Raw genomic sequence first — 12,936 nt, 5'->3', positions numbered from 1 at the left:
CGCGACAGGCCCTCGCGAGACGCCCCCGCGGCCCTCCCCCCCTGCGTGCCCATGATCACCGCCGAACCAGGTCCCCCGCCGCCGCCGAGCGCCGCCGGCTCTCATGACAGCGTCCCGCCGCGATCGCCGAGCGGCCCGCCCGCCCGGCAGAGCGCGCCGCCGGGGCGGTCCGTCCCCCCGCCGGGGCGGTCGGCCCCTCCTCCGCCGCGCCGCAGCGCCTGGACGACCCGCCTCGGCGAGGCCTGCGTGCTCGGCCTCGGCGTCGCCTCGCTCTCCGCCGTGCCGACCGCGCTCCGCACCGCCCGCGCCGGCGCGTCCTTCCTCGACGGGCTCCTCGTCGGCACCGCCGTCCTGCTCCCGCTCGTCACGCTCGCGCTCATCCTCTCGCGCGCGGCCGGCCGCGGCTTCCGCGGCATCGTCGGCACGGGCGGCGAGCGGCTCGCCGTCCTCCGTGTCGCGCTCTGGATCGGCGTCGCCTTCCCGGTGCTCGCCGCGCTCGCCGCCCTCCTCAAGGCGACGACCCACCACCGAGGCCTCGCCGGCGCGACCTTCGGCGTCCTCGGCCTCGCCGGCGCCGTGGCCGCGGCGCTCGTCACCCAGCGCCTCGTCGCGCTCGGCGATCGCCTCGCCGCCCGCGGCGTGAAGCCGTGGCTCCTCGCCGTCGCCGGCACGGCCATCGGCGTCGTGCCCCTCGTCGCCGCGCTCGCTCCGCTCGCCGCCCACGCGGCCAGCACGACCGGTGACGCCGGGGCCGCCGTGCGCGCCGCCATCGTCGACGGCGCCATCGCGCTCGTGGCGACCGCGCTCGTCTCGAGCGTCGACCTCAGCGCGGCCGTCGGCCGCATCGCCGGCGTCGCGGGCGTCCCGCTCGCCGCCCTGGTCCTCATGACCGCGACCGCCCGGATCGAGTCGTTCCCCCCGCTCGGCCAGGCCGTGCGCGCCGGCGGCGGGCTCGCGGCCACCCTCTTCAGCGCGCTCGAGCAGTGGACCGACCGCGACGGCGACGGGATGGGCTCGCACTTCGGCGGCCTCGACTGCGACGAGGGCGATCCCACCCGGTATCACGGCGCACGGGAAACGCCGGGCGACGGCATCGATCAGGACTGCAGCGACGGGGCCCACGAGGGTGCCGCCCCCCTGCCCGCCAGGGCCGTCGCGGGCTCGCCGACCGGCACGTTGACGACCGCGGCCGCCGGCGCCCCACCTGCCACCGCTTCCGGAGCCGCGCCGACCGCTCCTGCCGGCGCCCCGCCGGCCGCGCACGTGCGCGCCGCCTCCACGCCCGCCGGGCGCGACGAGGGCGGCGCGGTCATCCCGGCCGTCCTGACCAAGACCATCGCCCCCGCCGGGACCACGCCTGCGTCCCCCGCGCCCGCCGCCGCGCCGACGCGCCCCGACGTCCTCCTCGTCACGCTCGACACGGTCCGCGCCGATCACACGTCGGCCTACGGCTACGGCCGCGACACCAGCCCGCGGCTCGCCGAGCTCGCGGCCCGCGGCGTGCTGTTCGAGCGCGCCTACGCCGCCTCGAGCGAGACGCAGCGGGCCATCTCGCCGCTCGTCACCGGCCGCCGCCTCAACCGAGCGGCGCGCGACCGCCGCGAGTGGCCCACGCTGCTGCCCGAGAACGACACCCTCGCGGAGCGCATGAAGCGCGCCGGCTACCTCACCGCCGCGGTCAGCTCGTTCACGTGGATCAGCCAGGAGCGCGGCTTCGATCAAGGGTTCGACCGCTTCGAGACCGTCTACGGCGACGCCCACCCGGAGCGCGAGGCGACAGGCCACCTCGCGGTCGAGAAGGCCATCGAGCTCCTCGAGGGGGTTGCCCAGCGCACCCAGCCGATCTTCCTCTGGCTCCACCTCTTCGACGCCCACGAGCGCTACCTCGCTCACCCCGGCATCCGCTTCGGCGCCGGCAGGACCGCCGCCTACGACGGCGAGATCGCCTACGTCGACCGGCAGCTCGGCGCCCTGCTCGACGCCGTGGCGAGGGGCCCCCGCGCCGGCCGCACGGCGGTCATCGTCCACGGCTCGCAGGGTGAGGGGCTCGGCGAGCACGGCCCCGTGGGGCACGGCGTCGAGCTTTACGAGGAGGCGATCCGCGTCCCCCTCGTCATCGCCCTCCCCGGCGCCGCGCCTGGCCGCTACCCGCATCCGGTAAGCACGGTCGACATCGCGCCCACCGTCCTCGACGTCGGCGGCGCGGAGACCACGGCCGTCGAAGGCGCCTCCCTGGCCGCGATCGCCGCCGGCGCCGAGCGCGCGCCCCGGGGACCGGTGTTCGCGCGCACGGCGCGCCGCGCCGCGGTCGTCGACGGGCAGCTCAAGCTCCTCGTGATCCAGCGGAAGAAGCGGGACCGGCTGCTCCTGTTCGATCTCGGGAGCGATCCCCGGGAGACCCGTGACCTGTCCGGCGAGCGGCGCTTCGAGGCCGACCTCGGGCGGCTCCGCCAAAAGTTGTCTGCCTTCGAGTCTCCCTCGCAGTAGAGTTTACTGCGAGGGATCATGCACCGATTCGCCCCTTCGACGCGGAAGCCCGCGTCCCCCCGCGCGAGGGCGCTGCGCGCCGCCGTCGCCGTCGGCTTCGCGCTGGGCCTCGCCTCGCTCGCGCTGCTCGTCGTGCGGCTCGCGGAGGCGCCGTCGGTGCCGCTGACGCTCGGCGCGGGCGCCATCACGGGCTCGCTGCCGCGGCGCCTCCGGTTCGAGTGGCGCCTCGTGCGCGATCGCCACTGGCAGATCGCCTCGTCGCCTGCCGAGTCGCGCGAGGCCACCGACCAGATCGAGGGCACCCGCGGCACCTGCCCGACGGGCATGGTCGAGGTCTCCGGCCTCATGAAGCTCGACCCTGCCCCGAAGGCCCAGGGCGACCTGCGCTCCATCGACGAGATGCAGCGGACCACCTGCAAGCACTGGATCAGCAGGGATTACCCCGAGCGGTGCGCGGAGTTCGATCGCGAGAAGTGGCTCTCGATGTCGAAGGACCTCGACACGAAGCCGATGCACTTCTGCATGGATCGCTACGAGTACCCCAACCAGAAGGGCGTCTATCCATTCATCCTCGTCTCGTTCTACGAGGCGAACGAGCTCTGCGCCGAGGAGGGCAAGCGCCTCTGCGACGAGGCCGAGTGGACCTTCGCCTGCGAGGGCGAGGAGGCGCGCCCCTACCCCTACGGTTACGTCCGCGAGCCTGAAGCGTGCGTCGTCGATCAGGCATGGCGCCCGTACATCGAGACCGCGCTGCGCCCGCGGGGCGGCCCCGCGGCCATGGCCGAGATGGACCGGCTCTGGCAAGGCATGGCGGCGGGCGTCCAGCCCCGCTGCCGGAGCCCCTTCGGCGTCTACGACATGACCGGCAACATCGATGAGTGGACCCGTTCCGTCCGCGAGGGCGAGCGCCCCTCCATCCTGAAGGGCGGCTACTGGGGTCCTGTCCGCACGCGCTGCCGCCCCTCGACCCGCTCGCACGACGAGAACCACATGTTTTACCAGCAGGGCTTCCGCTGCTGCGCGGACCGCGGCGCCACGATCGGCGTCCCCGCGGAGCGCGCCGTCTCCGGCGATCCTGCCGCCGCCCCGCTGCCGCGCGAGGTCCGCTGACGCGCTCGCCGGCGCGGCGGGTCGAGCGTCATCGGAGCTCGCGCCGCCGCGCAGCCGACCGCGCGCCGCCGCGCAGTCGACCGCGCTCGCCGCAGCGCGTATCCTCTGCGCTGATGGACCACCCCCCCGCCGGACAGGGCGCCTCGCCTGGCCCCCGCGACGTGCGCGCCGAGCACGCCGGCACGCGCCTCGCTGCCCGGGCGGAGCCGCCGGGCGCCGCGCCGGCCCCGCCGCGCGCGCGCCAGCTCGATCGGCTGACCGGGCTCGTGCTCCTCGCCGCCGCCGCCGTCGTGCTGCTCCCGACGGCGCCAGTCGTGTTCCGGGCGGTCGCCGGCGATCGCTCGCCGGCGCAGAGCGCTGGCCGGTTCGCGCACCTCCTCGATGGGCGTTCCCCGGCGGACCGGCGCGCGCAGGTCCACCCTCGTTTCCCGTTCGACGACGATCCTGGCTCCGACGAGCGGCCATCCCCTCACGACGACGGCCCTGCCTTCGACGACGAGGAGGACCCGGGCGCGCCTGCGCGCCTCCAGGCGGGCATCGCCTCGCGCGGCATCACGCTGCTCGACGAGCCGCGGGCGGACGGCACACGGGTCGGCGCCATCGCCGCGGGCGAGATCGTGATGATCGTGCGCGAGTCGGGCGCGTGGGCCCTCGTCATGACGAACGGCGGGGGCGAGCTGCTCATGGGCTGGGCCCGCCGGAGCGAGATCGCCATCCGATGAGCGCGCGGCCGCTGGAGTCGCCGCGCGCCTACCGCGGTCGCCTGCTCACCCCGATCCCCGCGTCGCCGGACGGCGCTCGGGTCCGAACCATCGACGACGCGCTGCTCGTGGTCGGCAGCGACGGTCGGATCGCCCAGGCAGCGCCGTTCGCCCCGGGCGCGTTCCGCGGGCCGGTGCTGGACCTGCGGCCTGCGGTGTTGATGCCGGGCTTCATCGACGCGCACGTCCACTTCCCGCAGACGCGCATCATCGGCAGCGCCAGCGGCCCGCTGCTCGACTGGCTCGAGCGGTCGGTCTTCCCCGAGGAGGCCCGCTTCCGCGACGAGGCCTATGCCGCGCTCGTCGCCGGCGAGTTCACGAGCCGGCTGCTCGCGTCGGGCACGACCACCTGCGTCGTCTTCTCCAGCTCGTGCGCCGGCGCGACCGACCGGCTGTTCCGCGCCCTGCTGGCCGCCGGCTTGCGCGGCATCGCCGGCCTCACGCTCATGGACCAGAGCTGCCCGGAGGCGCTCCGCGTCCCTCGCGACGAGGCCATCGCCGCCGCCCGCGATCTCGCGCAGCGCTGGCACGGAGAGGGCGGCGGCCTCCTCGAGTTCGCGATCACCCCCCGCTTTGCCCCGAGCTGCTCCCGTCCCTTGATGGAGGCGGCCGCGCGGCTCGCCCGCGATCACGGCCTCCTCGTGCAGACGCACGTCGCCGAGAACCCGGCCGAGGGCGAGGCCACCTTGCGCGCGCACCCCTGGGCGCGCGACTACGTCGACGTCTACGACCGCGTCGGTCTGCTCACCGGGCGCGCCCTGCTCGCGCATGCCATTCACCTCTCGCCGCGCGAGTGGGACCGCCTCGCGGAGACGGGCTCCTCGGTCGTCCACTGCCCCGACTCGAACTTCTTCCTGGGCAGCGGCCGCATGCGCCTCTCCGACCCGCGCGCGCGCGGGGTCTCGGTCGGGCTGGGCAGCGACGTCGGCGCTGGCCGCAGCTTCGACATGCGCCGCAGCATGTCGAGCGCCTTCGACAACGCCCTCTGCCTCGGCGACCGCCTGACCCCGGCGGATCTCTTCGTCATGGCCACGCAGGGCACCGCCGACGCCGTTGGCCTCGGCCGCGTCGTCGGCAGCCTCGACGTCGGCAAGGAGGCGGACTTCATCGCCGTGCGTTTCCCCGAGCACGTGCTCGGCGAGGCCGAGACGCTGAACCACCTCGTCTTCGCGTCCGACGCGACCGTCCAGCGCGCGTTCGTGCGCGGCCGGCCAGTCTACCCCTGACCGGTCCCCCTCTCGTCCTCGGCGGCCTCATAGACCTCGAGCTCCCAGACGAGGATCTCGAAATCTCGCCGCAGGATGTACCGTGCGCCGTCGTCCCCGCGCACCTTGAAGTAGAGGTGATCGCCCCCGGGCCACCGGTCGAGGATCTCCGTCACCCGCACGCGGCGCTCCCCCAGGGTGACCGTCTCGGGCTCTTCGCTCCCGCCGTGGCCGGCACGGCACGCCACATCGACCCGCATCTGCCTCTCGCGCAGGGTAGCAGGTGCGGGCGCCTGGCTCCCGCGATCCCTCCACGGAGAGGGCTCGCCCGGCCGGACGCCCCGGAATGGCGGCGCTCCCGGGGTGTCGCGCCCGGGAGCGCCTCCTCGCTCAGTTCGGGTTGACCGAACAGCCGTAGAGCAGCTCCATGCCCGCGGTGTTGTCTTGCGCCGCCATGGCGCACGTGTCCTCGCACAGCTTGATGAGCCCCTCCTCGATGTAGAAGGACGAGGACGCCCCGGCGCACTCCTCGAGGCTCTTCACCTGGGAGAAGGTCTTCTTCTGCCCGCCGTCGCTCGGCGTGAACTCGATCTGCACCGTCTTCAGGTCGATCGAGTGCCCATCCGGCGCCTTGGGCACCTCGATCTCGCACGACAGCTTGGCGCCCGAGATCACGCTGTCTGCGATGGCCTGGAACACCGCATCGTAGGTGGCGTGCTGCTGGATCGGGTATCTCAGCCCGCCGGTCATGACGCTGAGGACCTGATAGGTCGTCCCCGGATCGACCGAGTCTGGCCGGCACTGCTCCCAGGTGGCTGGCGCCTCCGGCGGCCAGGGGGCGGTCAGTGGGTCGTTCTCCTTGATGCCCACGAAGCTGAAGAACTTGTAGTTGCGCGCGTCCTTCGAGCCGAAGAACTCCGGCGCGGCCGCCGTCAGGGCCGCGTCGAAGAGCTCTGCCGCCTGGGTGCCACCGGCGACGTTCTTGTTTTCATCATCTGCGGTGTCGAGGAGCTTGATGTCGCCGTCATCGAAGGCCTCCTTGTTCGCGCCGAGCGACGTCGTCGTGCAGTCGACGCCGTCATCGGTGATCTCCACGAACACCTTCAGCGAGTCCATCCGCAGCCACTGCGACCACCCGGGCGACGTGGTCTCGCCCCGGGGCTGGATCGCCCCCTTCAGCGTGTCGATCGCCATGCAGAGCGAGTCGAGGCTGCCGATATCCTGGTTGTACTGGTAGAAGTGCGGCGGGTTGGTGTTCGGGTTCAGTGGAACCGGCGAGCAGCTCCCGCTGCCGAGCGGCGCCTCGATGCAGACCGACTGCTCCAGCGTCGAGCTGCCGTGTCTCGAGAGCATGATGACGCGGTAATCGATCTTGCTCGCCGCGATGATCGAGGCGAAGTTCTGGTTGATGTTCCGCTGGACGCTGTTGATCTCGTCCGTCATGCTCCCCGAGTTGTCGATGATGAAGATGATGTCGGCCGGGCGCTGCTGGTAATCGGCCTGCAATCGGGTCGCGACGCACGCCGTATCGCCATTCAGCGACGCGTCCTTGTCCCCGGTCCCTGCGTCGACATCGAACCCACCGCCGTCCCCGATCCCGCTCCCGGACGTCTCGCCGCTGCTGCCGCTGCCGCCGCTGCCGCTGCCGCTGCCGCTTCCAGAGCCGCTATTGCCGGGGTTCGCCTCACCACCACCCCCGCCGGAGCACCCACCGATGGCTGCCGCCGCCGCAAGCAAACCCAGACCAACCAGCCCAACAAGCGTCTTCGTCGAGAGCTTCAAAATGACCTCCAAATTGGGGAACGCGACAATGCGCAGCGACGGATGTTACCAGACTCACGTCCCAGTGGACGCGATCGGCATGAAATAATCTAGACCGACATGAGGTAGACAACCGACCACCGTTGTCGGTCAAGGTACCTTGTCGACGACCGTTCGACTCGCCCTCTGGGACAGGCTCACCAAAGGAGCGAGGACATGGCCGAGGGCGGGTGAACCGGAGCGCCGCACGACGCGGCGGCCCCAGGGCAGCCCGGCGAGACCACCCTCGGGTACACGCAGCGAGCGCGGCGCACAGCCATCCTGACGGCTCCCCTCGGCCGCTCGGCGACGGGAATCGCAACGATGCGGCGGGGGGTAGCGCTAGACTGCGCTCTTCGAGGCAACGAGTTCGCGCGCCGCCGCGAGCAGGCGCTCGGGCGTGTTCGCCTCGGGCTCTTCGGTGACGAGCTCGACGAGGCGCTCCAGGAGCTCGCCGACGAGCCGGCTCGGCGGAATGCCGAGCTCCTTCATCAATCGATTGCCGTTCACGGCGAGATCCTTGGCGGAGAGCGCCGCGCCCGCGGCGAGCAGCGCGTCCACGCGCTCCCGGAGCCGCCCAATCGTGGCGATGTCCTCGGTCGCCTCGCGCCCCTTGCCGAGCGCGTCGGCGAAGCCGATCTCGTAGAGATCCGGCGCCAGCGCCGGGGTCACCCGGCGGAGCCAGCGGCGCACCGCTGCGTCCGTCCAGGTGTCGTCGTAGCAGATCAGGTGGTGTCGGATGAGCGCCACGATCCGCGCGCGCTCGTCGTTCGAGAAGCGGAGCCGCGTGAGGATCGGGTCGGCCATCTCGGCCCCGACCCGCTCGTGCTCGTAGAACGTGTAGTCCTTCGTCTTGTCGGAGAACTCGCGCGTCCTCGGCTTCCCGATGTCGTGCATCAGCGCCGCGACGCGGAGGATCGGCTCGGGCTTGCACGCGTCGAGGCAGGCCATCGCGTGCCCCCACACATCGTAGGCGTGCCATCGGTTCTGCTCGCACCCGACCGACTCGATCATCTCCGGGCAGGTGATCGCCAGCAGCTCCGTCCGGCGCATGATCTCGAACGCCACGCTCGGGCGGCGCGCGCGCATCGCCTTCAGCCACTCGTCGCGCACCCGCTCCGCGCTCACGCAGCGGAACGTCTGGTGCGACCGCGCGGTGCCCATCGCGCGCTCGGTCTCGGGGTCCAGCGTGCCCTCCAGCGTCGCGGCGAAGCGCGCCGCGCGCAGCACCCGCAGCCCGTCCTCGGCGAACCGCTCGCCCGGATCGCCGACCGCGCGGATGATCTTCGCCTCGAGATCGCTCCTCCCGCCGAACGGATCGATGAGGTGCCCGTCCACCGGATCGATCGCGATGGCGTTCATGGTGAAGTCCCGCCGCGCGAGATCGGCGGTGATGTCGTCCACGAACTCGACCCGGTCCGGCCGCCTGCCGTCGCTGTAGGTCCCGTCGCCGCGCAGGGTCGTGACCTCGTACGGCACGCCGCGCACGAGGACGGTCACCGTCCCGTGCTGGATCCCGGTCGGGATCACCTTCCGGAACGCGGCCACGACCTCCTCCGGCCGCGCGTCGGTCGCGACGTCCCAGTCCTTGGCGTCCTGCCCGCGGAGCAGGTCGCGCACGCAGCCGCCCACGATCCAGCCGCGCTTGCCGCGCTCGCGGAGGCGGCGACAGATGCCGAGCACGTCCTCGGGGACGGCCTCGATGAGGTGATCGATCCGGGTCACGCCTGCGGCTTATCACGGGGCACGGCGAGCAGGGCCCCCGCCGAGCGCACGCTCACTTCTTCGGGTGAGCCCAGGGGTCCCGGACATCCGGGTTCTTGGGGGTCCGGGTCGTCGGCGCCGCCGGCGGCCGTCCCGCCCCGGGCCTCGCCTTCGGACCGCTCTTCTCGTCGGCCTCGAGCTTCACGAGCTTGCTCGGCTCGGTGCCGTCGAGCACCACCGTGCTGGTCTGGTACCCCTCGGCCCGGATGTCGATCGTGACCGTCTGCCCGTGCTCCACGTCGATGCTCGCCGGCAGCTTCAGCTCCACGCCGTTGCGGTAGCCGACCGCCGTCTCCGGCACCGCGGCCAGCGCCACCACCGTCTTCTGGACCGGCGGCGGCTCGGGGGGCACCGGCTTGGCGGGCGCCTCGACCGGCGGCTTCTGCGCCTTCTGGGCGTTGTCCCTGGCCGACCCGCTCGCGCCGATGACGAAGATCGCCGTCACGATCCCCACCGCGGCCGCCGCCCCGGCGACCCACACGTAGCGGGGCCAAGGCGAGCGCGGGGGCGACGGCGGCGTCGCGGGGACGATCACCTTCGAGGTCTTGAAGTAATCGTGCGGCACGTTGAAGCCGCCCGAGCGCGCCATCATCTCCGCGACCGCGCCCGGCACGCCCCCGCACTTCACCTGCTCGAGGTCGGCGTGGAGATCGCTCATGGTCTGGTAGCGCGACTCCGGCTTCTTGGAGAGGCACTTCAGGATCACCGCCTCGAGCCCAGGCGGGCAGTCGGGGCCGCCGACGAGCGCGCGGATGGGGACCGGCGCCTTGTACATGTGCTGCGTCAGGATCCCCATGAAGTTGTCGGCGTTGAACGGGAGCTGGCGGCTCACGAGCTCGTAGAGCATCACGCCGAGCGAGTAGATGTCGGTCCGGTGATCGATGGGCGCCCCCGCGGCCTGCTCCGGGGACATGTAGTGCGGCGTCCCGAACACCGCGCCGGCGCGCGTCAGCTTGGTCGTCGTGCTCGTCGACACCTTCGCGATCCCGAAGTCGAGGATCTTCACGAAGTTCGGATCGCTGCCGCGGGCGACCACGAAGACGTTGTCCGGCTTGAGATCGCGGTGGATGATGCCGGCGTCGTGCGCGGCGGCGAGCCCCGCGGACAGCTGCAGCGCGATGTGACAGATGCGCTCCATCGGCAGCTCGTTCGGCGAGTCGATGAGCTGCGCCAGGCTCACGCCTTCCAGGTACTCCATGACGAAGTACGTGGAGCCGTCCGGCAGGTCGCCGAAATCGGAGATGTCCACGATGTGCGGGTTGCCGATGCTCGACGCGGAGCGGGCCTCCTGCACGAAGCGCTCGAAGATCTCGCGGTCCCTGGCGAGCTCCGCGCGGAGCACCTTCACCGCGACGCGCTTGTCGATCACCTTGTGGCGGGCGAGGTAGACGAACCCCATCCCGCCCTCGCCGAGCAGCCGCTCGATCTTGTACCGGTGATCGAAGGTCGTCCCGATGTAAGGGTCCTTGGCGCCCGGCGGCCGCCGCTCGCGCGGCTCGACCTCGTCCGGCGGCGGGATCTCCAGGGAAGGCTCCCCCTCGCTGATCGGCACCGGGCTCGTTCGCCCGCCGATCTCGCCGGCATCAGGCTCGCTCTGCCGCCCGAACCGCGGGGCCATCTGGCGCAGCGGCGGCGGCGCCCGGAAGCTCGGCGGCACCTCGCTCGCGGGCCCCTCGACCCACCCTGCCCTGGAGGGCCTCGACGAGGGGCGGAGCTCGACCTCCACCGGCACGTCGTCGTCTGCGCCGCTCGGCTCCATGGAGGAGGGAACGAACGCGGCCGCGACACCGGACGAGCGAGGCCCGCCCGCCGCGCTCTTGGGGCGCGACGGGGGCGGCTCCTCGAGCGCGCCTTCCTCGGCGTTGAAGACCCTGCTGCGCGCGGTGTGGTGCTCGTTTTTGGTGGCGCTCATGAAAGGCTCGCGGGCAGAAGTGCACGCCACATGCCGGCAGCTGCGACAGGGTTGGATTCTAGCAGGCGTTCGGTCCGGGAAGCGAGATCATGCGGACCCCGCGCGCGAAAGGGCGCGGCGAGCGCGCGTCGACGGCATGTCGGCCCGCCGCCGACGATGGCGGCCCAGCGTGCCGCGCGCGCCGCGTTCTGCTAGGAGGGCACCGCGATGAGCTACCCTATCGAGGTCGCGCTGCGATATCTCGGCTCCAAGAAGCGGGCGTTCATCTCGGTCGGCACCACGTTCGCGATCCTCGGGGTCGCGCTCGGGGTCGCGGCGCTCGCGACCGTGATGAGCGTGACCGGGGGCTTTCAGGCGGAGTTCCGCGAGAAGGTCCTGGGCGTCAACGCGCACGTCCTGGTGATCAAGTACTCGACGGACTTCCGTGAGTACCGCTCGATCATGGAGCAGGTCTCCAAGGTTCCCGGCGTCGTCGGCGTCGCGCCGTTCAGCATCAACCCCATGATGCTGACGCACGGCGACGCGACGGCGACCGGCGTCCTGGTCAAGGGGGTCGACCCGGCCAGGAGCCTCGGCGTGGGGGCCGAGGGCGCCTCCACGGCCGTGCTCGACCTGCCCCGTCACATCCTCCCGGGCGGCGATCTCGCCGGGCTGCGGCGCCCTGGCTCGAAGCCCGCCGAGCGCGCCGTGCCGTCGTTGCCCGATGTCCCCCTCCTGGAGCCGGACGCTGGCGCGCGGGGCGCGCTCGCGCCAGACGCGGGCGCCGAGATCGATCTGCTGAAGGCCTACGAGGCGCGGATCCTCGAGGACGAGCGCGCCGCGGCCGCGCGCGACGCCGCGCTCACGCCCGCGACGACGCGCGCGGCCGAGGCGGAAGGCGCGCCGGGCGCCGGGGCCGAGGAGGCGGAGGTCGCGCTCGACGAGGGCGCCCCGCGGGGCGCGATCGAGCCGCAGGGCGGCTATGGCAGCGTTCTCCCGGACGACGACGAGCTGCCGCCCGAGGTCGATCCGGACCCCTGCGCCGACAAGGAGCAGATCGCCAGGATGCCGGGCATCGTGATCGGCGCCGCGCTGGCGAAGAACCTGTCGCTCGACCTCGGCCAGTGCGTCACTGTCACCTCGCCCACGATCGGCTTCTCGTTCGCGAACGGCGCCATCAAGCCGCCGGTCGCCAAGCGATTCCGGGTCATCGCGATCTTCGAGGCCGGCTTCGAGCAGTACGACACCAAGCTGGCGTACGCCGATCTCTACGAGACGCAGGCGTTCTACGACCAGGGCGACACGGTGACCGGCGTCGAGATGAAGGTCGACGACATCGACAACGCGAGCGGCATCGCGCGCGAGATCAGCAAGCTCCTCGGCAGCGGGCTCTATTACACGATGGACTGGGAGGAGCTGAACCACGGGCTCTTCACGGCGCTGCGCATCCAGCAGATCGGCATGAGCGCGGTGCTGGCGCTCATCATCGTGGTCGCCGCGTTCACGGTGATCGCGACGCTGATCATGGTGGTGCTCGACAAGAAGAAGGAGATCGCGGTCCTCAAGGCGATGGGCGCGACGGACGGCGCCGTCCTGCGCATCTTCCTCTACCAGGGCGGGATCATCGGCGTCGCGGGCACCACGCTGGGCCTCTTGCTCGGCGTGGCGGTGTGCAAGGGGCTCCTGGTGTACGGCTTCCCGCTCGACCCGAAGGTCTATTTCATCTCCCGCCTTCCCGTCCAGGCGCGCCCGCAGGAGTTCCTCATCACGGGCTGCATCGCCATCCTCATCTGCCTCGCCGCCACGATCGTCCCCAGCCTCTACGCCGCGCGCCTCCGCCCCGCCGAGGGCTTCCGCGCGCAGTGAGCCCCCGTCTCTCCCCGCGCCCCCGGTAGGCGCGAGGCGGCCCTGCTCGCCG

Annotated in this window: 9 protein-coding genes; 5 read left to right on the top strand and 4 right to left on the bottom strand. The window is 72.4% G+C overall.

Annotated features, from left to right (window positions below; genetic code table 11):
* Positions 1-51 precede the first annotated feature (51 nt).
* The 4 genes from WMF39_RS06025 to WMF39_RS06010 all read left to right on the top strand — a co-directional run bounded on the left by WMF39_RS06025 (position 52) and on the right by WMF39_RS06010 (position 5,584).
* A complete protein-coding gene (locus WMF39_RS06025) occupies positions 52-2,487 on the top strand; it encodes a sulfatase-like hydrolase/transferase (protein WP_437744588.1) in 2,436 nt (811 codons plus the stop codon).
* A gap of 18 nt (positions 2,488-2,505) precedes the next feature.
* Positions 2,506-3,597: a formylglycine-generating enzyme family protein gene (locus WMF39_RS06020; protein ID WP_437744587.1), complete on the top strand. Its 1,092-nt coding sequence runs from the start codon at positions 2,506-2,508 to the stop codon at positions 3,595-3,597.
* 113 nt (positions 3,598-3,710) lie between these two features.
* Entirely contained in the window at positions 3,711-4,319 is a 609-nt protein-coding gene (locus tag WMF39_RS06015; RefSeq protein WP_437744586.1) for an SH3 domain-containing protein, read from the top strand.
* Complete coding sequence (locus tag WMF39_RS06010) at positions 4,316-5,584, top strand: guanine deaminase (protein ID WP_437744585.1); 1,269 nt, start codon at positions 4,316-4,318, stop codon at positions 5,582-5,584. Before WMF39_RS06015 ends, WMF39_RS06010 begins: the two co-directional genes overlap by 4 nt.
* Here the strand turns inward: WMF39_RS06010 and WMF39_RS06005 are convergent.
* From WMF39_RS06005 to WMF39_RS05990, 4 genes are all read right to left on the bottom strand, one after another.
* Positions 5,575-5,823, bottom strand: coding sequence for a hypothetical protein (locus tag WMF39_RS06005; RefSeq protein ID WP_044964103.1), 249 nt, complete (start codon positions 5,821-5,823; stop codon positions 5,575-5,577). The genes WMF39_RS06010 and WMF39_RS06005 overlap by 10 nt on opposite strands.
* Before the next feature lie 130 nt (positions 5,824-5,953).
* Positions 5,954-7,345: a hypothetical protein gene (locus WMF39_RS06000; protein ID WP_437744584.1), complete on the bottom strand. Its 1,392-nt coding sequence runs from the start codon at positions 7,343-7,345 to the stop codon at positions 5,954-5,956.
* A 360-nt stretch (positions 7,346-7,705) separates the two neighbouring features.
* Positions 7,706-9,088 carry a CCA tRNA nucleotidyltransferase gene (locus WMF39_RS05995; RefSeq protein WP_437744583.1) on the bottom strand — a complete coding sequence of 461 codons (1,383 nt, stop codon included), beginning with the start codon at positions 9,086-9,088 and terminating at the stop codon, positions 7,706-7,708.
* Between the two features lie 52 nt (positions 9,089-9,140).
* A complete protein-coding gene (locus tag WMF39_RS05990) occupies positions 9,141-11,039 on the bottom strand; it encodes a serine/threonine-protein kinase (RefSeq protein WP_437744582.1) in 1,899 nt (632 codons plus the stop codon).
* Positions 11,040-11,246: 207 nt separating this feature from the next.
* Here WMF39_RS05990 and WMF39_RS05985 point away from each other — a divergent pair, with 207 nt between their 5' ends.
* Positions 11,247-12,884: an ABC transporter permease gene (locus WMF39_RS05985; RefSeq protein ID WP_437744581.1), complete on the top strand. Its 1,638-nt coding sequence runs from the start codon at positions 11,247-11,249 to the stop codon at positions 12,882-12,884.
* The last annotated feature ends 52 nt before the right edge of the window (positions 12,885-12,936 follow it).

The sequence above is a fragment of the Sorangium sp. So ce1504 genome (assembly GCF_051521635.1).
GTDB classification, from domain to species: Bacteria; Myxococcota_A; Polyangia; order Polyangiales; family Polyangiaceae; genus Sorangium; species Sorangium cellulosum_B.
This window is presented reverse-complemented; position numbering and strand designations above follow the sequence as displayed.